Source organism: Agrobacterium sp. 22-214-1 (assembly GCF_053522465.1).
The window spans coordinates 89,554-115,808 of record NZ_JBNWCK010000001.1 but is presented as its reverse complement, the minus strand read 5'-3'; the positions used below and the strand labels follow the sequence as shown (position 1 = coordinate 115,808).

At 60.1% G+C, this 26,255-nt stretch carries 29 protein-coding genes; 15 read left to right on the top strand and 14 right to left on the bottom strand.

All coding sequences use genetic code 11. The features are described 5' to 3' along the window. Positions 1 to 36 precede the first annotated feature (36 nt). The 6 genes from purB (at position 37) to ACQZ5G_RS00590 (ending at position 4,430) form a co-directional block, all read left to right on the top strand. Positions 37 to 1,344, top strand: coding sequence for an adenylosuccinate lyase (purB, locus tag ACQZ5G_RS00615; RefSeq protein ID WP_448736675.1), 1,308 nt, complete (start codon positions 37 to 39; stop codon positions 1,342 to 1,344). Between the two features lie 81 nt (positions 1,345 to 1,425). After that, the gene (locus ACQZ5G_RS00610) at positions 1,426 to 1,989 is read left to right on the top strand and encodes an alpha/beta hydrolase (RefSeq protein ID WP_003520442.1); all 564 of its coding nucleotides are present in this window, start codon (positions 1,426 to 1,428) and stop codon (positions 1,987 to 1,989) included. 203 nt (positions 1,990 to 2,192) lie between these two features. Continuing rightward, positions 2,193 to 2,957, top strand: a complete 765-nt coding sequence (gene purC / locus ACQZ5G_RS00605) for a phosphoribosylaminoimidazolesuccinocarboxamide synthase (protein WP_003520440.1) — start codon at positions 2,193 to 2,195, stop codon at positions 2,955 to 2,957. A gap of 56 nt (positions 2,958 to 3,013) precedes the next feature. Further along, complete coding sequence (gene purS, locus ACQZ5G_RS00600; protein ID WP_003507918.1) at positions 3,014 to 3,256, top strand: phosphoribosylformylglycinamidine synthase subunit PurS; 243 nt, start codon at positions 3,014 to 3,016, stop codon at positions 3,254 to 3,256. A gap of 18 nt (positions 3,257 to 3,274) precedes the next feature. After that, positions 3,275 to 3,946: a phosphoribosylformylglycinamidine synthase subunit PurQ gene (gene purQ / locus ACQZ5G_RS00595; RefSeq protein ID WP_065655203.1), complete on the top strand. Its 672-nt coding sequence runs from the start codon at positions 3,275 to 3,277 to the stop codon at positions 3,944 to 3,946. 79 nt (positions 3,947 to 4,025) lie between these two features. Next, on the top strand, positions 4,026 to 4,430 hold the full coding sequence (locus ACQZ5G_RS00590) for a hypothetical protein (protein ID WP_448736674.1): 405 nt from the start codon (positions 4,026 to 4,028) through the stop codon (positions 4,428 to 4,430). A gap of 134 nt (positions 4,431 to 4,564) precedes the next feature. On the opposite strand, the gene ACQZ5G_RS00585 is transcribed toward ACQZ5G_RS00590, so the two are convergent. Then, complete coding sequence (locus tag ACQZ5G_RS00585; RefSeq protein WP_425647174.1) at positions 4,565 to 4,870, bottom strand: DUF1127 domain-containing protein; 306 nt, start codon at positions 4,868 to 4,870, stop codon at positions 4,565 to 4,567. Positions 4,871 to 4,963: 93 nt separating this feature from the next. Here ACQZ5G_RS00585 and ACQZ5G_RS00580 point away from each other — a divergent pair, with 93 nt between their 5' ends. The 3 genes from ACQZ5G_RS00580 (at position 4,964) to ACQZ5G_RS00570 (ending at position 9,021) form a co-directional block, all read left to right on the top strand. Continuing rightward, positions 4,964 to 6,382 carry an aminotransferase-like domain-containing protein gene (locus ACQZ5G_RS00580; RefSeq protein ID WP_448736673.1) on the top strand — a complete coding sequence of 473 codons (1,419 nt, stop codon included), beginning with the start codon at positions 4,964 to 4,966 and terminating at the stop codon, positions 6,380 to 6,382. Between the two features lie 154 nt (positions 6,383 to 6,536). Next, positions 6,537 to 8,771, top strand: coding sequence for a phosphoribosylformylglycinamidine synthase subunit PurL (gene purL / locus ACQZ5G_RS00575; protein WP_448736672.1), 2,235 nt, complete (start codon positions 6,537 to 6,539; stop codon positions 8,769 to 8,771). Positions 8,772 to 8,787: 16 nt separating this feature from the next. After that, positions 8,788 to 9,021 (top strand): BolA/IbaG family iron-sulfur metabolism protein, encoded by a 234-nt coding sequence (locus ACQZ5G_RS00570; protein WP_003507909.1) that lies wholly within the window; start codon positions 8,788 to 8,790, stop codon positions 9,019 to 9,021. 141 nt (positions 9,022 to 9,162) lie between these two features. Here the strand turns inward: ACQZ5G_RS00570 and ACQZ5G_RS00565 are convergent, their stop codons facing one another. Continuing rightward, the gene (locus ACQZ5G_RS00565) at positions 9,163 to 10,311 is read right to left on the bottom strand and encodes a hypothetical protein (RefSeq protein WP_448736671.1); all 1,149 of its coding nucleotides are present in this window, start codon (positions 10,309 to 10,311) and stop codon (positions 9,163 to 9,165) included. Between the two features lie 211 nt (positions 10,312 to 10,522). Between ACQZ5G_RS00565 and ACQZ5G_RS00560 the strand changes: the two genes are divergently transcribed. From ACQZ5G_RS00560 to ACQZ5G_RS00545, 4 genes are all read left to right on the top strand, one after another. Further along, complete coding sequence (locus tag ACQZ5G_RS00560; protein WP_059760363.1) at positions 10,523 to 10,771, top strand: hypothetical protein; 249 nt, start codon at positions 10,523 to 10,525, stop codon at positions 10,769 to 10,771. Further along, positions 10,768 to 11,199, top strand: coding sequence for a hypothetical protein (locus tag ACQZ5G_RS00555; protein ID WP_142779388.1), 432 nt, complete (start codon positions 10,768 to 10,770; stop codon positions 11,197 to 11,199). Before ACQZ5G_RS00560 ends, ACQZ5G_RS00555 begins: the two co-directional genes overlap by 4 nt. A gap of 137 nt (positions 11,200 to 11,336) precedes the next feature. Further along, the gene (gene grxD / locus ACQZ5G_RS00550) at positions 11,337 to 11,672 is read left to right on the top strand and encodes a Grx4 family monothiol glutaredoxin (RefSeq protein WP_003520429.1); all 336 of its coding nucleotides are present in this window, start codon (positions 11,337 to 11,339) and stop codon (positions 11,670 to 11,672) included. Between the two features lie 137 nt (positions 11,673 to 11,809). Beyond that, on the top strand, positions 11,810 to 13,018 hold the full coding sequence (locus tag ACQZ5G_RS00545) for a multidrug effflux MFS transporter (RefSeq protein WP_065655211.1): 1,209 nt from the start codon (positions 11,810 to 11,812) through the stop codon (positions 13,016 to 13,018). Positions 13,019 to 13,251: 233 nt separating this feature from the next. Here the strand turns inward: ACQZ5G_RS00545 and ACQZ5G_RS00540 are convergent, their stop codons facing one another. From ACQZ5G_RS00540 to rpsD, 5 genes are all read right to left on the bottom strand, one after another. After that, positions 13,252 to 14,076, bottom strand: a complete 825-nt coding sequence (locus ACQZ5G_RS00540; protein ID WP_448736670.1) for an inositol monophosphatase family protein — start codon at positions 14,074 to 14,076, stop codon at positions 13,252 to 13,254. A 29-nt stretch (positions 14,077 to 14,105) separates the two neighbouring features. Further along, positions 14,106 to 14,933, bottom strand: a complete 828-nt coding sequence (locus ACQZ5G_RS00535; protein WP_003520426.1) for an inositol monophosphatase family protein — start codon at positions 14,931 to 14,933, stop codon at positions 14,106 to 14,108. A gap of 16 nt (positions 14,934 to 14,949) precedes the next feature. Beyond that, positions 14,950 to 15,891 (bottom strand): tRNA 2-thiocytidine(32) synthetase TtcA, encoded by a 942-nt coding sequence (gene ttcA, locus ACQZ5G_RS00530; RefSeq protein ID WP_035236763.1) that lies wholly within the window; start codon positions 15,889 to 15,891, stop codon positions 14,950 to 14,952. Positions 15,892 to 15,952: 61 nt separating this feature from the next. Continuing rightward, positions 15,953 to 16,882 (bottom strand): glutaminase, encoded by a 930-nt coding sequence (locus ACQZ5G_RS00525; RefSeq protein WP_003520424.1) that lies wholly within the window; start codon positions 16,880 to 16,882, stop codon positions 15,953 to 15,955. Between the two features lie 68 nt (positions 16,883 to 16,950). Next, on the bottom strand, positions 16,951 to 17,568 hold the full coding sequence (rpsD, locus tag ACQZ5G_RS00520; protein ID WP_003520423.1) for a 30S ribosomal protein S4: 618 nt from the start codon (positions 17,566 to 17,568) through the stop codon (positions 16,951 to 16,953). 452 nt (positions 17,569 to 18,020) lie between these two features. Between rpsD and ACQZ5G_RS00515 the strand changes: the two genes are divergently transcribed. Both ACQZ5G_RS00515 and ACQZ5G_RS00510 read left to right on the top strand, forming a co-directional pair. Then, the gene (locus ACQZ5G_RS00515; protein WP_448736669.1) at positions 18,021 to 19,004 is read left to right on the top strand and encodes a TerC family protein; all 984 of its coding nucleotides are present in this window, start codon (positions 18,021 to 18,023) and stop codon (positions 19,002 to 19,004) included. 284 nt (positions 19,005 to 19,288) lie between these two features. Next, on the top strand, positions 19,289 to 19,807 hold the full coding sequence (locus tag ACQZ5G_RS00510; RefSeq protein WP_125146943.1) for a DUF6584 family protein: 519 nt from the start codon (positions 19,289 to 19,291) through the stop codon (positions 19,805 to 19,807). Between the two features lie 3 nt (positions 19,808 to 19,810). Here ACQZ5G_RS00510 and ACQZ5G_RS00505 read toward each other — a convergent pair whose 3' ends face one another. The 7 genes from ACQZ5G_RS00505 to ACQZ5G_RS00475 all read right to left on the bottom strand — a co-directional run bounded on the left by ACQZ5G_RS00505 (position 19,811) and on the right by ACQZ5G_RS00475 (position 26,112). Beyond that, on the bottom strand, positions 19,811 to 21,325 hold the full coding sequence (locus ACQZ5G_RS00505) for a helicase HerA domain-containing protein (protein WP_448737060.1): 1,515 nt from the start codon (positions 21,323 to 21,325) through the stop codon (positions 19,811 to 19,813). 126 nt (positions 21,326 to 21,451) lie between these two features. Continuing rightward, entirely contained in the window at positions 21,452 to 22,339 is an 888-nt protein-coding gene (locus tag ACQZ5G_RS00500) for an EamA family transporter (RefSeq protein WP_448736668.1), read from the bottom strand. A gap of 37 nt (positions 22,340 to 22,376) precedes the next feature. After that, a complete protein-coding gene (locus ACQZ5G_RS00495) occupies positions 22,377 to 23,015 on the bottom strand; it encodes a LysE family translocator (RefSeq protein WP_448736667.1) in 639 nt (212 codons plus the stop codon). Between the two features lie 169 nt (positions 23,016 to 23,184). Beyond that, a complete protein-coding gene (locus tag ACQZ5G_RS00490; protein ID WP_196378686.1) occupies positions 23,185 to 23,424 on the bottom strand; it encodes a hypothetical protein in 240 nt (79 codons plus the stop codon). A gap of 377 nt (positions 23,425 to 23,801) precedes the next feature. Next, complete coding sequence (gene murI, locus ACQZ5G_RS00485; protein WP_059760388.1) at positions 23,802 to 24,623, bottom strand: glutamate racemase; 822 nt, start codon at positions 24,621 to 24,623, stop codon at positions 23,802 to 23,804. Beyond that, complete coding sequence (locus tag ACQZ5G_RS00480; protein ID WP_003520414.1) at positions 24,607 to 25,440, bottom strand: RNA methyltransferase; 834 nt, start codon at positions 25,438 to 25,440, stop codon at positions 24,607 to 24,609. Before ACQZ5G_RS00480 ends, murI begins: the two co-directional genes overlap by 17 nt. Before the next feature lie 138 nt (positions 25,441 to 25,578). Beyond that, positions 25,579 to 26,112, bottom strand: coding sequence for a hypothetical protein (locus ACQZ5G_RS00475; RefSeq protein ID WP_003520412.1), 534 nt, complete (start codon positions 26,110 to 26,112; stop codon positions 25,579 to 25,581). Positions 26,113 to 26,255 lie beyond the last annotated feature (143 nt).

The window sequence follows — 26,255 nt, the reverse complement described above, 5'->3', positions numbered from 1 at the left end:
GGGCAGCAAAATTCCTCCACAAAGAAAGTCATTGCCATGATCCCTCGTTACTCCCGGCCGGAAATGGTCGCCATCTGGTCGCCGGAAACAAAGTTCCGCATCTGGTTCGAGATCGAGGCATATGCCTGTGACGCACTGGCCGAACTCGGCGTCATCCCGAAGTCCGCTGCCCAGACCATCTGGGAAAAGGGCGGCAGCGCCACCTTCGACGTCGCCCGCATCGACGAAATCGAAGCCGTCACCAAGCATGACGTCATCGCCTTCCTCACCCATCTTGCCGAATTTGTCGGTCCCGACAGCCGTTTCGTGCATCAGGGCATGACCTCATCGGACGTGCTCGACACCACGCTCAACATCCAGCTCGTGCGCGCCGCCGATCTGCTGCTCGCCGACGTGGACCGGGTGTTGGCGGCGCTGAAGACCCGCGCCTTCGAACACAAGAACACGGTGCGCATCGGCCGCAGCCACGGCATTCATGCCGAGCCGACCACCATGGGCCTGACCTTCGCCCGCTTCTATGCCGAGATGCACCGCAACCGCGAACGCCTCGTTAATGCCCGTGCGGAAATCGCCACGGGCGCGATCTCCGGCGCCGTCGGCACCTTCGCCAATATCGACCCGCGCGTCGAAGAACATGTCTGTGCCAAGCTCGGCCTCATTCCCGAGCCAGTCTCCACGCAGGTCATCCCGCGCGACCGCCACGCCATGTTCTTCGCAACCCTCGGCGTCATCGCCTCGTCGATCGAAAACGTCGCCATCGAAATCCGCCACATGCAGCGCACCGAGGTTCTGGAAGCGGAAGAATTCTTCTCGCCGGGCCAGAAGGGCTCGTCCGCCATGCCGCACAAGCGCAACCCGGTTCTGACCGAAAACCTGACCGGCCTTGCCCGTCTGGTGCGCATGTCTGTCGTCCCGGCAATGGAAAACGTTGCGCTCTGGCACGAGCGCGATATCAGCCACTCCTCCGTTGAGCGCGCCATCGGCCCCGACACCACTGTCACTCTCGATTTCGCGCTGAACCGTCTGGCCGGCGTCATCGAAAAGCTGGTGATCTACCCGGACAACATGCTGAAGAACATGAACAAGTTCCGCGGCCTCGTGCATTCGCAGCGCGTTCTCCTGGCGCTGACGCAGGCTGGCGTCTCCCGCGAAGACGCTTACCGTCTGGTACAGCGCAACGCCATGAAGGTCTGGGAACAGGGCGCCGATTTCCTTGAAGAACTGCTGGGCGACGAGGAAGTGCGCGCCGCACTTCCCGAAGAGGTGATCCGCGAAAAGTTCGACCTCGGTTACCACACCAAGCATGTCGACACGATCTTCACCCGCGTCTTCGGAAACGCCTGAGACTTGAACTGAGTTTGAGACCTTGAAGTTAATGCCGCCGCGACCTTGATCGCGGCGGCATCACAACACAGATATGGGCGCATGAAAGTTTCAGAAGCAGATATCCTGATCGTCCCCGGTTATACCAATTCCGGCCCCGACCACTGGCAGAGCCGCTGGGAGCGCAAGCTTTCCACCGCCCGCCGCGTCGAGCAGGCCGAATGGTCCAAACCCGTGAAGGAAGACTGGGTCGCCCGGCTGGTGGAAGAGGTCAATGCCTCCACCAGACCCATCGTCCTCGTCGCCCATTCGCTTGGCGTGCCGACCGTCATCCACGCCCTGCCGGAAATCGGCAAGAAGGTGTCCGGCGCGCTGTTCGTCGCGCCGCCCGATGTCGCCAATCCCGATATCCGGCCGAAGCACCTGATGACGTTCGGGCCTTACCCGCGCGACCCGCTGCCTTTCCCGGCGATCACCATCGCCAGCCGCAACGATCCTTTCGGCTCCTATGAACATGCCGATGACATTGCCGCCGCCTGGGGCTCGCTTTTGATCGACGCCGGCATGTCCGGCCATATCAACACCGAGTCGGGCCATGGTCCGTGGCCGGAAGGCGGTATGGTCTTCGCGCAGTTTTTGAGCCGCCTGAAGGCTGTCGAGCCCTGACGGCGCCGGCACTGCGGACCGCCTCCCCTTCGATCAACCCCGGAAGCCTCATTTCAAGGCGCAGCGGTTTCCCCGGCCTGTCACAAGAATTGAAGGGAAATATGCGAGCCGCATTGTAGAATGCACTCTTTTCCTTTATGGGACCGCTTCAAAGACCAAACGCAACGCCACCAGAATCGGCGTCAACCAAGAGACCTGCAATTATGAACCGTCGCCGCCGTATTTACGAAGGCAAGGCCAAGATCCTCTACGAGGGTCCGGAGCCAGGCACGCTTATCCAGTTCTTCAAGGACGATGCGACCGCCTTCAACAAGAAGAAGCATGAAGTCATTGACGGCAAGGGCGTGCTGAACAACCGTATCTGCGAATACGTCTTCACGCATCTGAACAAGATCGGCATTCCCACGCACTTCATCCGCCGCCTCAACATGCGCGAGCAGTTGATCAAGGAAGTGGAGATGATCCCGCTCGAAGTCGTCGTGCGCAATGTCGCTGCCGGCTCGCTGTCGAAGCGCCTCGGCATCGAGGAAGGCGTGGTTCTGCCCCGCTCTATCATCGAATTCTATTACAAGTCCGATGAGCTCGAAGACCCGATGGTCTCCGAAGAGCACATCACGGCTTTCGGCTGGGCCAATCCCGCCGAGCTTGACGACATCATGGCGCTCGCCATCCGCGTCAACGACTTCCTCTCCGGCCTGTTCCTCGGTGTCGGTATCCAGCTCGTCGATTTCAAGATCGAATGCGGCCGCCTTTTCGAAGGGGACATGATGCGCATCATCCTCGCCGACGAGATTTCGCCCGATAGCTGCCGCCTGTGGGACATCGAAACCCAGAAAAAGATGGACAAGGACCTGTTCCGCCGCGACATGGGCGGGCTTCTCGAAGCCTATTCCGAAGTCGCGCGCCGTCTCGGCATCATCAATGAAAACGAACCGATCCGCGGCACCGGCCCTGTCCTCGTGAAGTAATATCGGCCTCGTGAAATAATATCGACACCGCAAGGGTAAAATCAGGAGAAGATCAGGTGATCAAGGCACGGGTGACTGTTACGCTGAAGAACGGCGTTCTCGATCCGCAGGGCAAGGCAATCGAAGGCGCGCTCGGCAGCCTCGGTTTCGGTGGCGTCGGCCATGTCCGTCAGGGCAAGGTCTTCGACCTGGAGCTGGAAGGCGCCGACAAGGCCAAGGCCGAGACCGACCTGAAGGCAATGTGCGAAAAGCTTCTGGCCAATACGGTCATCGAAAACTACGCCATCGCCATCCTCTGAAGCCCAGGAGCCGCTCCGATGAAATCCGCTGTCGTCCAACTTCCCGGCCTCAACCGCGACCGCGACATGATCGCGGCGCTGACGAAAATCTCCGGAAGCGCGCCCGTCACCATCTGGCAGACGGAAACGGATATTCCCGACGTCGACCTGATCGTCATCCCGGGCGGCTTCTCCTATGGTGACTATCTGCGTTGCGGCGCCATCGCCGCCCGCATGCCGGTCATGCAGGCCATTCGCGAAAAGGCCGAAAAGGGCGTCAAGGTTCTCGGCGTCTGCAATGGCTTCCAGATTCTCGTTGAAGCCGGCATGCTGCCGGGCGCTTTGATGCGCAACGCCTCGCTGAAATTCGTCTGCCGCGAAGTGAAGCTCGAAGTCGCCAATAACGACACCGATTTCACTCGCGCCTATGACAAGGGCCAGATCCTGCGCTGCCCCGTTGCCCATCACGATGGCAACTATTTCCTTGATGCGGATGAGCTGAAGTCGGTTGAAGGCAACGGACAGGTGGTGTTCCGTTATGCCGAGGGCACCAATCCCAACGGCTCGCTGAACGACATTGCAGGCGTCATCAACACCAAGGGCAACGTTCTCGGCATGATGCCACACCCGGAAAACCTGATCGAAGCCGCCCATGGCGGCAATGACGGCCGCGGCCTCTTCGCTTCGGCGCTTGGCGTCATCGCAGCCTGATAGACCAAGGCGGGTTTCAAGCCCGCCTTTTTTGATGCCGGCTTCCGGCTATGTTTCGGCTTTTCTTCTGGATGACCTGATGCCCCGCATTCTTCGATACGATGCCTTTAAAGCCACCGGACTGATCCTCGCTGCCGCCGCACTCGCAGCCTGCCAACCGAAACCGCAGCCTTCCTCCTCCGTCTCCCGCGCGGCCCTGCCGACCATGGAACGGATCGCGCTTGGCGCGAATGCCTGCTGGTTCAAATCGGGCGACGCGGCGTTCAAGGCCTATCGCCTGGCGCCGGAACTCAACTCCTTCTCCGGCCGTCCGCGCATCCTGCTCGTGCCGCGCAACAGCCCGGAATCGCGCCCCATGCTGGTGGTTCAGGCAGAAGGCAACCCGGCAAAGCTCGATGCTTTCGGCCCCGTGATGAACGAAGCCCTTTCCGGCCGCATCGCAACCGACGTCAAGCGCTGGGCGACCGGCGGCAAAGGCTGCTGATCCACAGGCACCGGCACCCCGTGAGAACGCGGCCGGCATAAAAAAACCCGCCAGCGCCGGTTGGGATTGGCGTGGCGGGTTGCCGAATGGCTGCTTGGCGCCGGGGAAAGAAGGCGCCGCTCTCCGACAAAAAATCAAAGCGGCCGCGGCGGCCAGGAAAAGAGCCGGGATTTCGCCGCCTCCTTCAAGGCTTCATCCCGCGTAACGCCGATATCGTCCAGCAGATCGTCCGAAAGTTCCCGCAGAGCGAAACGTCCCTGACGTTTCCGCTGCCATGAGGATACGCCCGCAATCAGGCGACCAATAAGCGTGCGGGCGATCGTGGCCGGAAAGGGCGCCGGTGCGACCATGTCGCCGGCATCGCGGAACACGCGTTCCCGTTCGTAGCCATCAGGATAGAGTGTATCCGCTGTCGAAAGGTATTGATCCATCTTGCGCATATTGCACCTATTGTCTCCGTGCGTTTAGCCTCATTCAATGCAGACAATAAATACAATTGACTTGAGGATAGATACAATGCATAAATTGTCACCATGACAAATTGGCTTCCCGACATTACCGAGGGCGACGGCCCGATTTACCTGCGGCTCGCCGACAGTATCGAAGGCGCGATTTCCGACGGCATCCTGCAGGCCGGCTCGAAATTGCCGCCGCAGCGCAATCTTGCTTACGATCTCGGTGTGACAATCGGCACAATCAGCCGGGCCTATGCGCTCATCCATGAGCGCGGCCTCGTCAGCGGCGAGGTCGGACGCGGCACCTATGTCAATGAGCGCAAGACCCCTGCCCCGTCATTGCCCATGGAGCCGGCAACGGCCGCCTTCGGCAGCACGCGCCATGCCGTCGATACCAGCGCCGAATTCCGGTTGAACACCACCGCTGCGCCGGATGTCGGCCAGAGCGTGCTGATCGCCAGGCACATCGAGGCGGTGACCAGAGAGCATCCCCACGACATTACCAATTATGCCCGCTCTTTTCCCGACAACTGGTGCATGGCGGGCGTTCGCTGGCTTTCCCAGAACGGCTGGTCGCCGAAGCCGGAAAACATCGTTTCGACGCTTGGCGCCCATGCGGCGGTGATGAGCGTGATGTCGGCGATGACCGCGCCGGGCGACCGCATCGTCTTCGAACCCGTCACCTATTCCCACATCAGCCGCAGCGCCGCCCTTGCCGGACGGCGGGTGACGCTGGTGGAGGCGGATGAGAACGGCATTGTCCCTGACGATTTCGAACGCGTCTGCGCCCAGCAGCATCCCAAGATGATCTTCCTGATGTCGGCCGGCCAGAACCCGACCTGCGCCACCCTGCCGGAAGAGCGCCGCCGCGCGATTGCCGATATCGCCCGTCGTTACGGCGTGTGGATCGTCGAGGACAATCTTTATGGCGCGATGACGCGTGAGGCGATCCCGCTGATCGCCGAATTTGCGCCCGACATTACCTTCGTCGTCGGCGGCCTGTCGAAATCCGTCGCCGCCGGCGTGCGCGGCGGCTGGGTCGCCTGCCCCGCGCAATATTCCTCGCGCATCCGTATTTCCCACTCGATGATGACGGGCGGCCTGCCCTTCATGCTGGCCGAACTGAATGCGCGCCTCGTCAATAGTGGCGACGCCGACGACATTCGCAAGGATTGTATCGCCGAACTGAATGAGCGCGAGGCGATTGCCCGGCGCGTCTTTACCGGGCTGGACTTCAATTCGCTACCCGACATCGCCTTCCTGTGGCTGAGACTGCCCGAACCATGGCTTTCCGGCACCTTCCGCAATGCGGCGATGAAGGAAGGCGTGCTGATCGACGACGAGGACGAGTTCAAGGCCGGACGGACGGACAAGGTTTTCCACCGCGTCCGCATCAGCTTTTCCGGGCCTTCCACCCGCGAGGAGCTGACCCATGCCTTCGGCATCCTCCGCCACCTGCTGGATAACGGCTCCGCCGGCTATGAAAGCGTGGCGTGATACGGCCCGCAGCGCTGCGGGCACCGCCCGCAACGGGTGAATAACCGCATAAACCGCCAATTAGCCGGCAAAGCGGCGCATTTTCCTGTCGCGCCATGGAGCCTCTTGCGCTAAAGAACCGGAAACTTTCCTCGGCTCGAACCGCGTGAGACCTATGTCTATCTCAAACTCCATCAAGATCACCCCGGAACTCGTTGCATCCCACGGGCTGAAGCCCGACGAATACCAGCGTATCCTCGACCTGATCGGACGGGAGCCGAGCTTTACCGAGCTTGGCATTTTCTCGGCCATGTGGAACGAGCACTGCTCCTACAAGTCCTCCAAGAAGTGGCTGAAGACCCTGCCGACCAAGGGTCCGCGCGTCATTCAAGGCCCCGGCGAGAACGCCGGCGTGGTCGATATCGACGATGGCGACTGCGTCGTCTTCAAGATGGAGAGCCACAACCACCCGTCCTATATCGAGCCCTATCAGGGTGCTGCGACCGGTGTGGGCGGCATCCTGCGTGACGTCTTCACCATGGGTGCTCGCCCCATCGCGGCCATGAACGCCCTGCGTTTCGGCGCGCCGGATCATCCGAAGACCCGCCACCTCGTGGCCGGCGTCGTCGCCGGTGTCGGCGGTTACGGCAATTCCTTCGGTGTGCCGACCGTTGGCGGCGAGGTGGAATTCGACCCGCGTTATAACGGCAACATCCTCGTCAACGCCTTTGCCGCCGGTCTTGCCAAGTCCAACGCGATCTTCCTTTCGGAAGCCAAGGGCGTCGGCCTGCCGGTCGTTTATCTCGGCGCGAAGACCGGCCGCGACGGCGTCGGCGGCGCGACCATGGCGTCCGCCGAATTCGACGAATCCATCGAAGAAAAGCGCCCGACCGTTCAGGTCGGCGACCCCTTCACCGAAAAGTGCCTGCTGGAAGCCTGCCTTGAACTGATGAAGACCGGTGCGGTCATCGCCATTCAGGACATGGGTGCGGCCGGCCTCACCTGCTCGGCCGTTGAAATGGGCGCCAAGGGCGATCTCGGCATCGAGCTTGACTTGAACGCCGTACCGGTGCGCGAAGAGCGCATGACGGCTTATGAAATGATGCTGTCGGAAAGCCAGGAGCGCATGCTCATGGTTCTCGAGCCCTCCAAGGAAGAAGTCGCCAAGGCGATCTTCGTCAAGTGGGGTCTGGACTTCGCCATCGTCGGCAAGACCACCGATGATCTGCGCTTCCGCGTGCTGCACAATGGCGAGGAAGTCGCCAACCTGCCAATCAAGGAACTGGGCGATCAGGCTCCGGAATATGACCGCCCGTGGACACCCGCCAAGGTGCCCGCGCCGCTGGCGGAAAACGACGTCCCCGCCGCCGATATCGCCGATGCGCTGGTATCGCTGGTCGGTTCGGCCAACAATTCCTCGCGCCGCTGGGTCTACGAACAGTATGACACGCTGATCCAGGGCAATTCGCTGCAGCTTCCCGGCGGCGATGCCGGCGTGGTTCGTGTCGAAGGCCATGACAAGAAGGCGCTCGCCTTCTCCTCCGACGTCACACCGCGTTATGTCGAGGCCGATGCCTTCGAAGGCGGCAAGCAGGCCGTGGCCGAATGCTGGCGCAACATCACCGCAACCGGCGCTCTGCCGCTGGCGGCAACCGACAACCTCAATTTCGGCAATCCGGAAAAGCCGGAGATCATGAGCCAGCTGGTCCATGCCATCAAGGGCATCGGCGAAGCCTGCCGCGTGCTGGAATTCCCGATCGTTTCCGGCAACGTCTCGCTCTATAACGAGACCAACGGTCAGGCGATCCTGCCCACCCCCACCATCGGCGGCGTCGGCCTGCTGAAGGACTGGGGCCGCATGGCGCGCATCCGTTTCGCCGCCGCTGACGAAGTGGTGCTGCTGGTCGGCGCCCCTGCCGGCCTCGGCACGCATATCGCCCAGTCGGTTTACATGCGTGACATTCATGGCCGCATCGATGGTCCGGCGCCGCATGTCGATCTGGCCGCTGAAAAGAACAACGGCGATTTCGTCCGCAGCCTCATCACCGACGGTCTTGCCACCGCCGTTCACGATTGCTCCTCGGGCGGTCTGGCACTTGCAGTTGCCGAAATGGCGATTTCGTCGGGCATCGGCGCGACCATCGACGCGGTCGAAGGCCACAACCCGGTCCTTACCTTCTACGGCGAAGATCAGGGCCGTTACGTTCTGACGGTCAAAAAGGCCGATCTCGACGAGGTGCAGACAGCGGCGAAGGCGGCGGGCGTTTCCTGCCCGGTCATCGGCGTTACCGGCGGTTCCACCGTAAAGCTGGGCACGGCGCGGGCTGTCGAGATTAAAGAATTGCACTTGGCCTATGAATCGTGGTTCCCTCAATTCATGGACGGCGAAACTTTGCTCGCCGCAGAATGAATTAAGGAGAAACACCATGCCCATGAAACCCGGCGACATTGAAGACATGATTAAGGCGGGAATTCCCGGGGCAAAGGTCACGATCCGCGATCTGGCCGGTGATGGCGATCATTACGCGGCGGAAGTCGTTGCGGAAGCATTCAAGGGCAAGACCCGCGTGCAGCAGCACCAGATGGTCTATGACGCGCTGAAGGGCAATATGGGCGGCGTTCTGCATGCCCTTGCCCTGCAGACCTCGGCTCCCGAATGACTGCGCCCGTGAAAGCGGTTCCGGCAACAGACCGTCTCTGTCCCGCCTGCGGCAGAGCGTGAAACCTGCGGAATAAATCAAGGCCCGCGTGATACTCTCACGCGGGCCTTTTTCATGTCCGGCCGAAGGGGTCGTCACCGCTTACAAAACGGGCGGCGTCTGCGAATCCAGAGCGGCGAAGGAGGCGGCAGGCAAAGGCCCCGCCGTCAGCAGGGTAAAATCGTAACCGGATCTGCGATCCGGCCCCAGCACATATTGCCGGTGCATGCGCAGGAAGTTGCGCTTGTTCTTCTTATAACGATCCGGCGAGAGCGAATGCTTGAAACGGATCGGCACGATCTTCGGCTGCGGCGCATCCTTGTGACCGGTCAGGCCCACGGTATTGCACCGGTAGAGATGAATCGGATCGGTCAGGCACTGGATATCGAACCATGTCACCTCCGGGTGACGCGCAATCGAACCGACGCTCTCGCGAAGCCGGTCCGCGCTCGACAGGAACGCACATTGCAGCGCCGCGCCGCCCAAGGTCGCAAAGGACAGTTTCCGGCCATCCAGCGCATCCGGCTTCAGTTCCAGCACACGGCCGATCACGGCGAGCGCAAGGCTGGCGCCCATGCTGTGGGAAACCACCAGAACCTCGTCCGAAGGCTGCTCCAGCGCCGTCAGAACAAGCGCTGCCCTCTCCTCGATCCAGTCGCGGGCAATCGGCTCATCGCGGCCGACCGCGAGCGCGAACCGCCAGTCCGCATAAAGATGCAGGGTATGAAACCGCTCCGCAAACGGCAGGAAAGCCTTCACGAAAAACAGGGCGGCGACGGGAAGACTGATCGCCAAGAGCCAGAGAGGTAAGGCGAAAATTAAGGGCGACAGGGCAATCGCCGCCGCAAGCGCACCGCCGACAAGCATCAGCAGGAACGGAAAGATGAAGAACAGGCCAAAACGCCAGGCGTGGCGGAAGTAACGCGCCGCGCCGCCCTCGGCGATGAGGCCGGCACCTGCCTTGAAACCGAGCCAGATCTGCCGCCAGACGGGCTCATCCCGCAATTGCGATATCACCGCATTATGGTCGTAAACGAAAATGTCGGAGCGCGTCCGCCAGTCACCCGCCGAGGCCTCAACCGTGAATGTTTCGCCCCCGGGCGCATTCTCCAGCGGCCCCACGGCATAATCGACATCCCATGTCTTGCCGGCCAGCGCCGCCGCCCGCTGGTAACGCAGATGATGGGCGGCCGCATCGAGCGGATCGAAACCGGGGAAATAAAGAACAAGTCGTGACTTGACGGCTGGCATGCATGAACCTTCGGCCGGAGCATTTCCAGTAAAAGCGCAATCGCTTTTACGTTAAGACAATGCGTAAAAACAAAGAGATAGTGCGCTTTTGCGTTTCGGAGAAAAGCAAAAGCGCGCTAGAGACACCCGAAAGGATCGCTTGATACAGCGGGCGATGCACGTATAGTAAAAATCGCGACGGAAATGTGATTTATTTATCGGTGAGGGAAATTTGTCTGGCATCGTCGATCAAGTACTCAACGGCGTCGTCAAGGGCGCGCTGTCTGAAATCCTCACCAAGACCGGTATCCGCAAGACGCGCCGCGCGCGCCGGACGAAAAGCACCGGCTCGCTCGCCGGCGGTATCGTCGGCTCGGTTCTGGAAGCCGCGCTCAATGCCGCAGTCAAACCCAAGCCGGCCAAGAAGCAGGTGAGCAAAAGGCGCACAGCCGCTGCCCGCAGCAGACAACGATATCGATGATGTATCGCCTCCCCCTGCTTCCCGCCTTTTTACTACTGGCGATTTCGGGGCCGTTACAAGGTGCCGCAGAGGTTAAGAGCAGCAAAGAGATCAAGATCGGCTTCGTCGTGGAGCTTGATGGTGCTGATCGGATATCCGGCACAGCCTTCTGCAAAACCGGCAACACCTGCCGCCTGGTGGACCAGAAAAGTCCAAAGTTAATTCTCGATATTGAAGTGAACAGTTTCTATAGCGAAATGGAGATTGACTGTGAGGACGATTGCTCGTTGCCGAGCGGCAGGCGAGCCATAACGTTCGATAACACTCGCGAATTCGATATTTGGGAAGGCGAAACAGGTGTATTGATACAATCAGTCTTCAGACGGTGGGAGCGGATAGGAAAAATCGTTCTCGACTTTTCTTACCCGAAGAGAACGACGCGCTGGTAGCCGGAGTTTCGACCCGCAATCAGCGATGCCACACCCGCAGTTTTTTACGCTTTCCGGGTGGAAATCGCGCCACGACATGTTATCTAGGAACAAACAGAAAGCAGCGGCCTTGAACCGCATGTGAAAGGAATAAGCCTATGAGCGGCATTCACGACATGATCGACAGCGAAGTGAAGAGCAACGATATCGTTCTTTTCATGAAGGGCACCCCGCAATTTCCGCAGTGCGGTTTTTCCGGCCAGGTGGTACAGATCCTCGATTATCTCGGCGTCGACTACAAGGGCATCAACGTGCTTGCCGATGCAGATATCCGCCAGGGCATCAAGGACTACTCCAACTGGCCGACCATCCCGCAGCTCTACGTCAAGGGCGAATTCGTCGGCGGCTGTGACATCGTAAGAGAGATGTTCCAGTCCGGCGAACTTCAAAACCACTTCCAAGAACAGGGTATCAGCGTCCGCGGCGCGGCCTGATTTCGGCCGGTTCATCCGGCCCACCCTGATTGTCAGAAATTTATGCCAGGCGTTGCTTCATGCAACGCCTTTGCCGTTCTTTTTGGGGCAATCCTGTGACAAATCTTTCACAATCCACCGCTTCGCGCGCAGGCTCGATGGGGCGCACGGAATTCATCGCGCTTGCCGCGATGCTGATGGCGCTGAACGCGCTTGCCATCGACATCATGCTGCCCGGTCTTCAGGAAATCGGCGCTTCGCTGGGCGTCGAGAACGAAAACCACCGCCAATATGTGATTTCTGCCTATCTTCTCGGCTTCGGCATCGCCCAGCTTCTGTACGGACCGATTTCGGACCGTTTCGGACGCCGCAAGCCGATGTTCGTCGGGCTCGCCATCTACATCGTTTCAGCCATTGCCGTGGTCTTCGTACCGTCCTTCTCAGGGCTGCTGATGCTGCGCTTCATTCAGGGCATCGGTTCGGCGGCAACGCGTGTCATCACGGTCTCCATCGTGCGTGATATCTATGGCGGACGGCAGATGGCGGAAGTCATGTCGCTGATCATGATGGTCTTCATGGTCGTACCGGTCATAGCGCCCGGCACAGGCCAGATCGTGCTGTTTTTCGGTGACTGGCACCTGATCTTCGCTTTCATGGCGGCCATTGCCGCCGTGGTGACGGCCTGGATGTATTTCCGCCTGCCGGAAACCCTGCATCCGGACGATATCCGCCCCCTGACCGCAAGCTCCATCCTCGGCGGTTTCAAGATCGTGCTCACCAACCGTATCGCGCTCTGCTATACGCTCTCCAGCACCTTCATCTTCGGGGCGCTGTTTGGCTTCATCAACTCGGTCGAACAGGTCTATAAGGGCATTTACGGGCTCGGCGCATGGTTTGCGGCAGCCTTTGCGGGCGTGGCGCTGTTCATGGCCTTCTCGTCCTTCGTCAATGCAAGGCTGGTCGGCCGGTTCGGCATGCGCAAGCTGTCGCACGGCTCGCTGCTTGGTTTCATCGCCATCACCTTCGTCTGGCTGCTGGTGCAGGTGCTGGGGCCGGAACCGATGCCCTTCGCCATCTTCATCGTGTTCTTTGCGCTCGCCATGTTCCAGTTCGGCTGGATCGGTTCGAACTTCAACTCGCTGGCCATGGAGCCGCTCGGCCACGTCGCCGGCACCGCATCGTCCGTCATGGGCTTCATGGGAACCGTCGGCGGCTCGCTGATCGGCGCGGCCATCGGCCAGTCTTTCGACGGCACGGCGCTGCCCATGGTGGCGGGCTTCTTCGCCGTCTCCATCGTCGGCCTCATCTTCGTGCTGATCGGCGAAAAGGGCGTGTTGTTTCAGGCGCATAACAAGCCGACCCGCTGAGGGGCAATAGAAAAATAAAAGGGCGCGGAATTCTGTTCCGCGCCCTTAATGTTATGACAAGTCTGCTTTCACACTCAACGTCATCCTTGGGCTTGTCCCAAGGATCTAATCACGTCAACAAAATCGGGATGTTGCAGATGCTCGGGACAGGCCCGAGCATGACGAAGGAGAGATTTGAGGACGTGGCAGGCAGGCTTGTGAAGGCAAGAAGCTGAAATTCGCGTGAGCGCACCTCAAACCGTAAAAATCTTCTCCCGCAGCAGTTCCCACGTCTCCTGATCCGGCGCGAGCAGCAGCCCGCCATCCACGTGGCTCGGCAGATAGGGCGAGCCGTCGAGGCGTGCCGCGTAAGCGCCCGCCTCCTGCGACAGCAGCGTGCCGGCCAGATGGTCCCAGGGCATCAGCTTGTTGTACATCAGGAAATGCATGTGGCCGCCGCAGAACAGGCGATATTCATGCGCCGCGCAGCGATAGCTGGTGAAGAGCCGCACATCGGCGAGGTTCGTCAGGATCTTGCGCCGTGTCTCCACGTCGAAATAGCCGGTATTGGCGATGCCGACCATCTGCGACAATTCCGGGGCCGGCACGACCGACATCTCGGTCTGCGAACCGTCGGCGCTGCAAAGCCACGCGCCGGAACCCTTTTCGGCAATCGCCCAGTCATTGCCCATCGGATCGAAGATCAGGCCGGCAACGGTCTCGCCCTTGGAGATGACGCTCATCATCACGCCGAAAAGCGGCAGGCCGGAAGCGAAATTATAGGTGCCGTCGATGGGATCAACCACCACGGCAAGATCGGCATCGGCAAGCTTGCCGAGCAGCGAGGCATCCGCCGCCACCGCCTCTTCGCCGATGAACAGCGCCTGTGGCATGATTTCGTGCACGCGGGCGCGGATAAGCCGCTCGGCGGCCTCGTCAGCCTCGGTGACGAGATCGATCGCCTCGCTCTTGATCCGCACATCGCCTTCGCCCAAATTGCGGAACCGCGGCAGGATTTCCACTGCCGCCGCCTCCTGAAGCGCATTGGCAAGAGAGGCGATGTCGAGTTCGAGAGCCATGGGCGATATCCTTCTATTTGAGCGCGATCTTATAAGGCGACGATTTCCCGTCGCAGCATCTTCCAGCTTTCCTTGTCGGGAGCGGACAGGATGCCGCCCTCCGTTTGCCCCGGCCGATAGGGCGTATTGTCGAAACGGGCCGTATAACCGCCCGCCTCCTGATGAATGAGCACGCCGGCGAGATGATCCCACGGCATCAGCTTTTCATGGCCGATGAAATGCAGCTTGCCAGCCGAGGCGAGCCAATATTCATGTGCCGAGCAGTTGAGCGACAGCGCCATCTTGATCTTGGCCATATTGGCCGCAATCACCGGCCGGCGATCCTGATGGCTGTGGCCCCAGGAAAAGATGCCGACCATATCGGACAATGGCGCGGGATCGGCAACCCTGAGCTTCGCCTGCGAACCGTTCCTGCGGTTGAGAAACGCGCCCTCGCCTTTCAGGGCAACGATGGTATCGCCCATCACCGGATCGTGGATGATGCCCGCCACCGTCTCGCCCTTGACGGTGACCGCAAGCAGCGTGCCGAAAGCGGGAAAACCGGAAGCATAATTGAAAGTGCCGTCGATGGGGTCGATCACGAAGGCAAGCGGCGCATCGGCAAGTGCGGGAATGACGGATTGGTCCGCCTCATAGGCCTCTTCGCCGACGATATGGGCCTTCGGAAATCGCTGAAGGAGAGCAGCGGTGATCGCCTTTTCCGCCAGAACATCGGCCTCGGTGACGAGATCGACGGCCGAGGTCTTTTCGGAGATCGCGCCGGCGCTCAGGTTTCGGAAGCGGGGCAGAATTTCATCTACACCAGCAGCAGCAACGGTGGAAACGAGGAAGTCGATATCTTTGTCGGAAAGGGTCATCGGGCGGGGCACTTCTTCATAAGGGGGAGTTGGCCTCCCTACGCTCTTCAGGTGACGCCCCGGTGACAGAAAGCGCCGAAAAATCAAAAAGCTTGGGATCGAGCAGATGCGACGGATTGACATGGGCAAGCGCCCTCAGCATCACGTCCTTGCGGCCGGGCATACGCCGCTCGATATCCGCCAGCATCTCCTTCATGGCATTGCGCTGAAGCCCGTCCTGCGAGCCGCAGAGGTCGCAGGGGATGATCGGGAATTCCATCGCTGCCGCGAATTTCGCCATATCCTCTTCGGCGCAATAGGCAAGCGGGCGCATGACCATCAGGTCACCCTCGTCATTGAGGAGCTTCGCCGGCATTCCGGCCAGCCGGCCGCCGTGGAAGAAGTTCATGAAGAAGGTTTCGAGAATATCCTCGCGATGATGGCCGAGCAGCAGCGCGTCGCAGCCCTCCTCCCGTGCAATGCGGTAGAGATTGCCGCGCCTGAGCCGCGAACAGAGCGAACAGTAAGTGCCGCCGGACGGCACCTTTTCCTTCACCACGGAATAGGTGTCGCGATATTCGATGCGATGGGGCACACCAATCTTCGCCAGATAGTCCGGCAACACGTGTTTGGGAAAATTCGGCTGGCCCTGATCGAGATTGCAGGCCACCAGTTCCACCGGCAAAAGGCCGCGCCACTTCAGATCGAGCAGCAGCGCCAGCAGCCCATAGCTGTCCTTGCCGCCGGAAAGGCCGACCAGCCAGCGCTTCTGGCCGTCCAGCATACCGAAATCGGTGAAGGCCTGGCGCACATTGCGCAACAGCCGCTTGCGCAGCTTGTTGAAGGAAACCGAACGCGGTGCATTGTCGAACAGGGGATGCGAGCTGCCGTTTTCCCCGGGCGCGTCCTGATCCGACCCGATCTGGTCGGCCCCGGCCTGATCTACAAAGTCATCGATCTTGGTGAGAATGTTCATCATCAGCTCGCTCAGGCACGACTGCCGTTCTTAATGCAGGCAATGCCCCCATCCGCCGGCAATATCAAGCCCCGAATACCGACCAGCCTGTTTTCGTCGCCAGCATTTCCAGCGCCTGTGACCCGAGCGCCGAATTGCCGACCTTGTTGAGACCTGGCGACCAGACCGCAATGGACGCATTGCCTGGCGCCACCGCCATGATGCCGCCGCCGACGCCGCTCTTGCCCGGCAGGCCGACATGATAGGCGAAATCGCCCGATCCGTCATAATGGCCGCAGGTCAGCATCAGCGCATTGATGCGTCGCGCCCGCCGGTCCGAAACGACCGTGTGGCCGGTCAGCGGATTGCGGCCGCGATTGGCGAGGAAAAGGCCAGCGCGGGAAAGCTGAGCGCAGGTCATGGAAAGCGCGCACTGGTGGAAATAAACACCGAGCGTATATTCGACGGGATGGTGCAGATTGCCGAAGGAGCGCATGAAATTGGCGAGCGCGAAATTGCGAAACCCCGTCGCCTGCTCGGATTTCGCCACCGTATCGTCGATGCTGATCGTGTCATCGTCCGCGAGGTAACGCACGAAACGCAGAAGCTCACCGATTGCCTCGCGCGGCTGGTGGCCGGCAAGCACGATATCGGTCACCACGATCGCGCCGGCATTGACGAAGGGATTGCGTGGGATGCCGTGCTCATGCTCCAGCTGGACGATGGAGTTGAAGGAGGAGCCCGAAGGCTCGCGCCCTACCCGGTTCCACACCGTTTCCCCCGCCTTGCCGAGCGCCAGTGTCAGCATGAAGACCTTTGAGATGCTCTGGATCGAAAACGGCGTCAGCGCATTGCCGGCCGTATAGGTGGTTCCATCGACAGTGGTGATGGCGATGCCGAACTGGTTGGGATCGACCTTGGCAAGTTCGGGAATGTAATCCGCAACCTTCCCCTCACCGAGCCTCGGCGCCATGCTGTCGTAAATGGAATCGACGATCGCCTGAATGTCCTGCATGCAAAGCCTTCCCCGCAAACAAAAAAGCCGCCCCGAAGGGCGGCTTCCTGAATACTGAAACGCGTCGATTAACGCGAGTAGAATTCGACGACCAGATGCGGTTCCATGACGACCGGGTACGGAACGTCGGAGAGAGCCGGAACGCGGGCGTAGGTCGCAACCATCTTGTTGTGGTCAACTTCGATGTAGTCCGGAACGTCGCGCTCAGCGAGCTGAACGGCTTCCAGAACGGTTACGAGCTGCTTGGACTTCTGGCGAACTTCGATAACGTCGCCCGGCTTGCAGCGGTAGGAACCGATGTTGACGCGAACGCCGTTAACCGTGACGTGGCCATGGTTGATGAACTGGCGCGATGCGAAAACGGTCGGAACGAACTTGGCGCGGTAGACGATGGCGTCCAGACGCGACTCGAGCAGGCCGATGAGGTTTTCGGAGGTGTCACCCTTGCGACGGTTTGCTTCGTCGAAGGTGGCGCGGAACTGCTTTTCGCGCAGTTCGCCGTAGTAGCCCTTGAGCTTCTGCTTGGCGCGCAGCTGCGTGCCGAAGTCGCTCATCTTGCCCTTGCGGCGCTGGCCGTGCTGGCCCGGGCCGTATTCGCGGCGGTTTACCGGGGACTTCGGACGGCCCCAGATGTTTTCGCCCATGCGGCGGTCAATTTTATACTTAGCCGATTCGCGCTTGCTCATCGTATTTCCTTCTCAAAAGGTTATGCCGGTTTGTTGCCAAACCGGTTCAAGGAAACACGCCCTCCTCTGAAGCCCGTTTCAGGGCCTCTGACAGGCTTCTCACATGCAAATGGAGAAACCACGGGACATGTCGGTGATATTGACCGCCGAACGTCAGCTATTACACTGCAAGGCAGTCAACAAAACACACCGGACATCACTGCCCGGCGTTGGGGCGGCTTCTAAACACGTTTTACAAATTTGTCAAACAACGCCTGCCGCTTTTTTTCTCGATCCTGCCCTTGAAAAGCCTGAGCGCCCACCCATCTCTCCATCGTGATCAGAACTCGGGCCCCTCTGGCGTGTTACCGGACAACACGTGATGTCGAGTTTCTTTAGGTTGGGGCCCACGTATATTCTTCACGCACGTTCCCCATCCGCAAAGCCAACCTCGTCCGGCTAAAGGTTGACTGATGGAATTTCTCCTGACGGATTTTCTCGGCACCCCCACATGGATGTGGGCTGTCTTCATTTCTCTCGTACTTGGCCTGCTCGCGCTCGATCTCGGTGTGCTGCACAAGAACTCCAAGGAAATCGGCGTTCGTGAAAGCCTGCTGATGTCGGGCTTTTATATCATGATCGGCTTGGCCTTCGGCGGCTGGATCTGGTACCAGTCCGGCGAACAGTCGGCGATGGAATATGTCACCGGCTTCGTGGTCGAAAAAAGCCTGGCGATGGATAATATCTTCATCATCGCCATGATCTTCTCCTATTTCGCCATTCCCCGCCAATATCAGCACCGCGTGCTGCTCTGGGGCATCCTCGGCGTCATCGTCCTGCGCGGCATCATGATCGCCGGCGGCGCGGCCATCGTCGAAAACTTCCACTGGGTGCTTTATCTCTTCGCGGCCTTCCTCGTCTTCACCGGCCTCAAGATGCTGTTCTCGTCCGACCATGATGAATCGGATATCGGCAATAACCGCATCCTGAAGTTCCTGCGAAGTCACCTTCCGGTGACAAACAGGCTGCATGGCGAGAAATTCTTCGTCAAGGAAACCGATGAGGCCACCGGCAAACCCAAGACCTTCGTGACGCCGCTCTTCCTGGCGCTCATCATGGTCGAAATCGCCGACCTGATCTTCGCAGTCGATTCGATCCCGGCGATCTTCGCGATCACCACCGATCCGTTTATCGTCTACACCTCGAACATCTTCGCGATCCTCGGCCTGCGCGCCCTCTACTTTGCGCTCGCCGCCCTCATCCACCGCTTCGCCTATCTGAAATACGCGCTGGCTGCGGTTCTGGTCTTCGTCGGTTCGAAGATTTTCGTCGCCGACATGCTCGGCATAGCCAAGATCCCGCCCGCCGTCTCTCTCGGCGTCACCGTCGCCATCCTTGCAACCGGCATCATCGGTTCGTTGATTGCGACGCGAAAAGAAGCGAAGGCCATCGAGTAAGAATATGCGACGAGGAGGCGGAAACGCCTCCTCGGACCACTGACAAAGTCCTGAAAGCTCTCTTCCGTCATGCTCGGGCCTGTCCCGAGCATCTGCAACGTCTCGATTTTATTAAGGGACAAGCCCAAGGATGACGTCGAGAGTGAGTAGGTTTGTCAGTAAATTGAGGAGGCGAAGACGCCTCCTCTTTCTTTTTTGATGCTGAAACCTATAATCTGCATTATTACTACCAAGACCAAAATCTATTTTCACAATATTAAAAACTTCCAATTCATTGCTTTAAAATGACCTTTGAACCCGTTGACCAAGCCATTTCCGAACAGAAACTCTGGCGAGCGAAGGAAATCCTTCAAGGCAGGCTCAGCCATCCTGAAGTCGATCTGGCGCTCTTTCAAAAATACGGCGAAGTACTGCTCGAGATGAACGATCTCGTTGAAGCGGGGCGCATGTTGTTCTGCTCCGGGGCGCGCGAAGAACGTTTCAGGGAAGCGATCGATATATTCCTGTCGAGAAACAACCGGCGTGAACCGCAGCGCTTTCTGGCGCAATTGCCCTCTTCCATAAGACGGCAACGGCATCTGGCGGAATTTATCGCCTCGCCGGAATTCGAACGCAGCGGATGGACGGCGGCGCAGCTCTCCCGGGTCGCTCCCGTAAAAACGGATGTCAGCACCCGCCCCTATCAACGGCCGCACCGATTGGCCTCGACACTTGTCATAGCCGTTATTGTTTGCGTGCTGGCTTTAAGCCTCGTCGGTCTCTACACGACGATCCGCTTCGCCGTGCGGATTTTGGCGGAATAGCGATTACTCAGCCGCCAGTCTGGCATCATCCTCAGCCGCATCCGCGTCACCTGGTGCGGTTTTCGCGTCGAGATCGGGGAACGCCACGATGCGCTTGCCGGAGAAATCGGCATGCACCACCACAAGTTCCTTCTCCTCGAAATAACCGAGCAGCCGCCGCGCGCGGCGGGCGGAATGGGTGCCGTAGGCGCGGGCGATGCGAGCATCCGACGGACAAGGCTCCTCCCCAAGGGCGGCCTTGACCAGCAGCAGGAAAACACCCTGCAGGTCATCGGAAACAGATGTGGACAATTCCAGCGCCTTTTGCCAGCCTTCGCTGGCGGCCATCGCCGCATCCACGCCGGAGCGGGCAATTGCCACCTGCCGGCGGAATTCCGGCAGCGTCATCGGCGTGCCGGGAATACGGCGCATGCGGGCGCGCACCAGAAAATCCTGATAAAGCACGGCATCGGTCCGATAGGCCGATTGCGGATCGTCGAGAATTTCGACGAGAACCGTCGCGATTTTCTCCTCACGCTCCTCCGGCGTCATCTCCGGCTGGCCGCTTCGCGGCTGCTCGGGTGAAGGACCGACGGCGGCAGGCGTGGAGCGGGAGAGTTCGGCCAGAATATCCGTGGTCGGGCGTGGCGCTGGCGGTGTGCGGCGCACGGCAGGCCGGGTAAACTCTTCCGGATCCGGCGTGAAAATCAGGTCTTCCACATCCTGAGGCGCATCCGGCAGCGGCATCAGCTTCGGCGAGGAGGAACGCGCCGAGGTTTCCACCGGGCCAATGACGATGGGTAGCGGCCGGCGCGACAGCGCCGGGCCAAGCGCCACGAAATTGCCGCGCTGCAAATCGCGGAACATTTCCGCCTGCCGCCGGTCCATGCCGAGCAGATCGGCCGCGCGCGCCATGTCGATATCGAGGAAGGTGCGGCCCATCAGGAAGTTGGAGGCTTCCGCCGCGACATTCTTGGCAAGCTTGGCAAGACGCTGCGTGGCGATGACGCCGGCAAGACCGCGCTTACGGCCACGGCACATCAGATTGGTCATGGCGCCCAGCGACGCCTTGCGGGCATCTTCCGTCACCTCGCCGCCGACGGAGGGCGCAAACATCTGCGCCTCGTCCACCACGACAAGCACCGGATACCAGAATTCACGATCCGCATCGAACATGCCGTTGAGGAAGGCGGCGGCGGCCCGCATCTGCTGTTCGATATCGAGGCCCTCCAGCGTCAGCACGCAGGAAACGCGGTGCTGGCGAATGCGGTTGGCAATGCCGGCAAGTTCCGCCTCGGTACGCTCGCCATCCACCACCACATGGCCGAACCTGTCGGAAAGCGTGACGAAATCACCCTCGGGATCGATGATGACCTGCTGCACCCATTGCGCCGATTGCTCGAGCAGCCGGCGCAGAAGATGCGACTTGCCGGAACCGGAATTGCCCTGCACCAGCAAACGCGTCGCAAGCAATTCCTCGATATCGAGCTTGGCCTGCTGCCCGCCCGAGAGGGTTCCCATGTCGATACCGACCTGCAATGTTCCATTCCTCGTGCTGCATGTCATCCGGCCGATTCCCCTGGCGGCGGCCGAACATGCTCTTTACCAAAAAATCGCCGGTTGCGTCTGCCCCATGCCGGTAATGCACAGGCAATTGCGCCGCATCTATGCGGCCCCGGACGAGACTCGCAAAAACGAAAGCCGTCTGCCGAACACGTTCAGCATCAGCCCGATGATGACCAATGCTGCACCGACCACTTCGAAGACGGTGATATGCTCCGCAAAAGCGAGATAGGCGCTGATGAAACCGACCACCGGCACCAGCAGCGAAAAGGGCGCCACGGTTCCGGCCGGATAACGCAGAAGCAGGTAACTCCAGATACCCGCACCGACAATGGTTGCACCATAGGCCATGTAGATCACCACAAAAGCCATCGTCGGCGTCGCATTGCGCAGGCCTTCCGCAATCGCACCAGGTCCTTCCACCGCCAGCGAAAGCAGGATCAACGGCAGAACCGGCACAAGGCTTGTCCACGCCACAAAGGAAACCGCGTTCACCTGGCCGATGCGGCGGTTGACGATGTTGCCGCAGGCCCAGGCAATGGCCGAGCCGACCCCCATCAGCAGCGGTATCAACGCTGCCGCCGTCATGCGCTCCACGCCGATGACCGCGAGCCCGCCAAAAGCGATGATTGCGCCGACGATCTGTGAGGGCAACGGCCGTTCGCCAAGAAGCACCACGGCAAGTGCCAGCGTGAAGAAGGCCTGCGACTGCATGACAAGCGAAGCAAGCCCCGCCGGCAGGCCGAGCTTGATGGCCGGGTAAAGCAGACCGAACTGCACGAAGCCCATCGCCATGCCGTAAACGATCATATGCCGCCACGGCACATTCGGTTTCGGCAGGAAGAACACCAGCGGCACGGCCGCAAAAAGATAACGCACCCCGGTCAGAAACAATGGCGGCATATCGGCGACGCCCACCTTGATCACGACGAAGTTGAAGCCCCACAAAAACACGGTGATCAGGGCGAGAAGAATATGCGGCAATGCCATTTTGTTGTGTCCGAATTTCAGGCGATCGAGAGCTGCCTTACGGCGCGACCGCCCTCTTCCAGCCAAAGGCTATGAGACCGGCGCCGATCAGGAGACCGCCGCCCGTGCGGTTGACGATGCGCTGAACCGTCGGTTTGCGGATCGTATTGCGGGCGGCACTTGCCAGAAGTCCATAAAGCGCCGCATTCACCGTGGCAAGCACGAGGAACGTGACTTCAAAAATCAGCACCTGCGGCCAGAAGGGCAATGTCGGCACCAGAAACTGCGGCAGGAAAGCCACGAAGAACACGATGCTCTTCGGGTTCAGCGCGGTGACGATATAGGCATGCAGGAAGATTTTGAGTGGCCTTTCCCGGCCGGTCACGCCCGTCCCTTGCCGACCCTCGCCGCTGACCGGCGAACGCCACAGCTTGATGCCGAGATAGATGAGGTAAGCCGCACCGATCCATTTAAGCCCGGTGAAAAGCGCCGCCGATGTGGCAAGCAGCGCGCCGAGACCGAGCATGGAAGCCGTCATCGCGGTGAAATCACCGAGCGCCACGCCCGTCACCGTCGCCGTGCTGGCCTTGCGGCCATGGCCCAGCGCATAAGAAATCACCAGCAGGATCGTTGGTCCTGGAATGGCAAGCATGATGGCGGATGCGGCCATGAAGGCCAGCCAGTTCTCCAGCGGCATGGTGAATCTCCTTTGTCCCTAGTCTCGAGCAAGCCACGGAAAACGCTCCGCATCAAGCCGGATTTTTCGCAGATCGCGCCGCGGCCGCCTGCGTTTCGTGGTTTGTCAGAGGTCGTAACTCGACAACGATGCCTCCCCGACATTTCTTGGCCGGAGAGGCCTTTGCCGATCAAAACCGGGGTGCCCAGTAAGGAACCTCCCAATCCCGCCGCCGCTTCACCCGCGAAGGGTCGAGGCCGATATCGACCAGAAGGCGCTCTGGCAGATCGGCAGGATCGGTCGGCGGTGCGCGCGGCACCACTGCGGCAACGAGAACCGCTTTCAGGGTTTTCCAGACACCGAATGTGACGAACAAGCGATCGACCGCATCCGGCAGCGCATATGCTACCAATGGTTGATTTTTCTGCATGGGAAATCCATCCCGGCGCGGCAAAGCGGCCAGGTCCTTTATCGATGGAAAACGACATGCCGGAAGCGCGGACGCAGCAGCAAGGGCCACGCGGACGCACGATCACATGTCGAACGAAGTGAAAATGCCAAACGGCAAGGAAATCAGGCCTTAAGCCTTATCGGAGGGAGATGCCTCGGGTCACGTAGCCGCAGGACATCATGCCGGAAAGGCCTGACATGCCGTTAAGGCGCATATTGATGTCATTGGTCATTCACGCCTCCATTTATAGCGGTTACAGACAAGATGCATCTTACACAAGAAATCCGGCGCGACAAGTGGTCGCAATCTCGAATTGCAAAAGACGGATAAAACAGATGCAAAAATACAACAGGCGCTCAGGCCGCCGAAACGCTGAGACCGAAACCCTGCATCAGCCGCCGGGTGGCGAAATCCGGCTTGCCGGAGGTGAAGACGGCAAAATCGAAACCATCCGGATGCTCCGCATCCTGCGGCAGCGGCACGAGGTGGCGCGCGCGCCGCGCAATCGCCTCGGCGGGGTCGAGCCAATCCACCGGCCATGGCGCCAGCCTGCGAAACAGATTGGCCATGAAGGGGTAATGGGTGCAGGCAAGAACGACGATATCCGTGCGTTTTCCCTCGCTGTCGATGAAGCACGGTTCGATTTCGGCAAGCACCGCCTCATCCGAAACCGGTTCGCCCCTGATCCAGCTTTCCGCCATGCGGGCCAGGTTTTCCGAGCCGACGAGGCGGACATGACATTGGCTGGCGAAGGACTGGATGAGATCGCGCGTATAGGCGCGCTTGACGGTGCCCGGTGTCGCCAGCACGGAAACGAGACCCGAGCGGGTGCGCTCCGCCGCCGGCTTGATGGCGGGCACAGTGCCAACGAAGGTCATATCCGGAAAGCGGGCGCGAAGATCTGCGCCAGCGAGCGTGAAGGCGGTGTTGCAGGCGATGATGCAGACTTCCGGGCTATAGTCGTCCAGCAGCTTGTCGAAGAGCGAAAGAATGCGCGCCTTCAGCGCTTCCTCCTCCCAGCCGCCATAGGGAAAACCCGCATCATCGGCCACATAGATGAAACCGCGCTCGGGCATCAACACCCGCGCCTCGCGCAGCACGGTCAGCCCGCCAATGCCGGAATCGAATACCAGCACCGGTTTCAGCACATCGGCCGCCGCCTCACTCGTCTTCAGCATTCTCCCCTGCTCCCTCGGCCGACGGCCCCGCTGCCCTTCCCGCCTGCTTCGGCCATTGCCGTGGAAAGCGGTCGAGCGAATTGATCACGCCACGGAAAACGCTGATTTCCTGCTCGGAAAAACCGCGTCGCGACAGCACAGCGCGCAGATTGTCGACCATTTTCGGCTTTTTTTCAGCGGGATGAAAATAACCCCGCGCATCCAGCGCTTCCTCGATATGTTCGAACAGGCCGAAAACCTGTTCCTTGGTCGAAGGACGCTGCTCGACGGATTGGAAAAGTGTCTCTCCCAGATCGTCCATGCCGGATTTCATCCATTCATAGGACATCAGAAGCACGGCCTGCGCGATATTGAGCGAGGCAAAAGCGGGATTGACCGGAAATGTCACGATCTCGTCGGCCAGCGCCACTTCCTCATTGGTCAGCCCCCAGCGCTCGCGGCCGAAGAGGATACCGGTCTTTTCGCCAGCCTTGAATTTTGCCCTGAGCGTATCGGCGGCGGTGACGGGCGCACGCACCGGCTTGAAACCGTAACGCTCGCGCGCGGTCGTGGCATAGACGAAGTTCAGGTCCTTGATCGCTTCTTCCAGCGTCTCGAATACCTTCGTGGCGTCAATGACGTGATCGGCCTTGGAGGCTGCGGCGCGCGCCTTCTCGCTCGGCCAGCCGTCACGCGGATTGACCAGACGCAATTCGGCCAGGCCGAAATTGGCCATGGCCCGCGCCACCATGCCGATATTTTCGCCGAGCTGCGGTTCGACGAGAATGATCGCCGGGCCTTCCGCCACAAGTTCAAGATCGCTGTTTGTGCCTGCCATCGTCTTTTGTCCGTGTGTTGAAGCGTCGCATCGATTTTCAGCCCGACGCGCTAAAGCGCGCTTCACTGGCATAGATCGGCGCCAAAATCAAAGCCGGCGCGGAGAAAGCCTGGCTCCACCCCGCTGGCAAGACGCCCCTTATTGCTCTCCCTTGATGATCGTTGCCATCTCTTCGCGCAGCGAATCCCTGCCCTCATCGCCAACCCGGTGAATATCGCTGATGACAGGCCGGCCGTCTTCCTCGACGACGTCGAAATGCACTTCGTCAACCGTCGCCTTCATTTCCGCCTCGTCCATGCAGGCCCAGAGCTTGAACTTTGCGGTCACATCCGTCACGCCGTCCTTCACCGCGCCCGGCGTCACGGAAACATCGGCCAGCGGGCAGCCATCCTGCGAGTTCGTCACGACATCGTAACCGAAGGGGTCGCCGGTCTCGCCGCTTTCGGCCTCGTAAGCCGGCTTCTTGGAGGCTTCGCGATATTGCGCGACGAAATCCTTGCTGAACAGGCTGGTCAGCATGTCCTCGTCGAAAACGTATTTCCAGTTTTCCGCCTCGCCCGACCAGTTCTTGACGGTGATATCCATCACCTTCTGGACGGGATCGGCAGGCCCGGCGGCGAGCGCGCTATGCGAAAAGAGGACGGCGGCAGTCAGAAGCAGAATATTCCGCATGATGTGATCCCGGGATAGGCCCGACAGGCGGGCGAAGCGATTCGCCTGACTGTATTCCGGCATTATGGTTTGGCAATGCGCAAAGCGTTATTGCGCTGCGCCAAAAAAGCGCCCCCCATGGCTTTGCCTCAGGCGCGCGCGAT

Bases quoted from the DNA above. Each gene is read 5' to 3' on its own strand.
- purB (WP_448736675.1), top strand. From the start codon at position 37: ATGATCCCTCGTTACTCCCGGCCGGAAATGGTCGCCATCTGGTCGCCG.
- ACQZ5G_RS00610 (WP_003520442.1), top strand. From the start codon at position 1,426: ATGAAAGTTTCAGAAGCAGATATCCTGATCGTCCCCGGTTATACCAAT.
- purC (WP_003520440.1), top strand. From the start codon at position 2,193: ATGAACCGTCGCCGCCGTATTTACGAAGGCAAGGCCAAGATCCTCTAC.
- purQ (WP_065655203.1), top strand. From the start codon at position 3,275: ATGAAATCCGCTGTCGTCCAACTTCCCGGCCTCAACCGCGACCGCGAC.
- ACQZ5G_RS00590 (WP_448736674.1), top strand. From the start codon at position 4,026: ATGCCCCGCATTCTTCGATACGATGCCTTTAAAGCCACCGGACTGATC.
- ACQZ5G_RS00585 (WP_425647174.1), bottom strand. From the start codon at position 4,870: ATGCGCAAGATGGATCAATACCTTTCGACAGCGGATACACTCTATCCT.
- ACQZ5G_RS00580 (WP_448736673.1), top strand. From the start codon at position 4,964: ATGACAAATTGGCTTCCCGACATTACCGAGGGCGACGGCCCGATTTAC.
- purL (WP_448736672.1), top strand. From the start codon at position 6,537: ATGTCTATCTCAAACTCCATCAAGATCACCCCGGAACTCGTTGCATCC.
- ACQZ5G_RS00570 (WP_003507909.1), top strand. From the start codon at position 8,788: ATGCCCATGAAACCCGGCGACATTGAAGACATGATTAAGGCGGGAATT.
- ACQZ5G_RS00565 (WP_448736671.1), bottom strand. From the start codon at position 10,311: ATGCCAGCCGTCAAGTCACGACTTGTTCTTTATTTCCCCGGTTTCGAT.
- ACQZ5G_RS00555 (WP_142779388.1), top strand. From the start codon at position 10,768: ATGATGTATCGCCTCCCCCTGCTTCCCGCCTTTTTACTACTGGCGATT.
- grxD (WP_003520429.1), top strand. From the start codon at position 11,337: ATGAGCGGCATTCACGACATGATCGACAGCGAAGTGAAGAGCAACGAT.
- ACQZ5G_RS00545 (WP_065655211.1), top strand. From the start codon at position 11,810: ATGGGGCGCACGGAATTCATCGCGCTTGCCGCGATGCTGATGGCGCTG.
- ACQZ5G_RS00540 (WP_448736670.1), bottom strand. From the start codon at position 14,076: ATGGCTCTCGAACTCGACATCGCCTCTCTTGCCAATGCGCTTCAGGAG.
- ACQZ5G_RS00535 (WP_003520426.1), bottom strand. From the start codon at position 14,933: ATGACCCTTTCCGACAAAGATATCGACTTCCTCGTTTCCACCGTTGCT.
- ttcA (WP_035236763.1), bottom strand. From the start codon at position 15,891: ATGATGAACATTCTCACCAAGATCGATGACTTTGTAGATCAGGCCGGG.
- ACQZ5G_RS00525 (WP_003520424.1), bottom strand. From the start codon at position 16,882: ATGCAGGACATTCAGGCGATCGTCGATTCCATTTACGACAGCATGGCG.
- rpsD (WP_003520423.1), bottom strand. From the start codon at position 17,568: ATGAGCAAGCGCGAATCGGCTAAGTATAAAATTGACCGCCGCATGGGC.
- ACQZ5G_RS00515 (WP_448736669.1), top strand. From the start codon at position 18,021: ATGGAATTTCTCCTGACGGATTTTCTCGGCACCCCCACATGGATGTGG.
- ACQZ5G_RS00510 (WP_125146943.1), top strand. From the start codon at position 19,289: ATGACCTTTGAACCCGTTGACCAAGCCATTTCCGAACAGAAACTCTGG.
- ACQZ5G_RS00500 (WP_448736668.1), bottom strand. From the start codon at position 22,339: ATGGCATTGCCGCATATTCTTCTCGCCCTGATCACCGTGTTTTTGTGG.
- ACQZ5G_RS00495 (WP_448736667.1), bottom strand. From the start codon at position 23,015: ATGCCGCTGGAGAACTGGCTGGCCTTCATGGCCGCATCCGCCATCATG.
- ACQZ5G_RS00490 (WP_196378686.1), bottom strand. From the start codon at position 23,424: ATGCAGAAAAATCAACCATTGGTAGCATATGCGCTGCCGGATGCGGTC.
- murI (WP_059760388.1), bottom strand. From the start codon at position 24,623: ATGCTGAAGACGAGTGAGGCGGCGGCCGATGTGCTGAAACCGGTGCTG.
- ACQZ5G_RS00480 (WP_003520414.1), bottom strand. From the start codon at position 25,440: ATGGCAGGCACAAACAGCGATCTTGAACTTGTGGCGGAAGGCCCGGCG.
- ACQZ5G_RS00475 (WP_003520412.1), bottom strand. From the start codon at position 26,112: ATGCGGAATATTCTGCTTCTGACTGCCGCCGTCCTCTTTTCGCATAGC.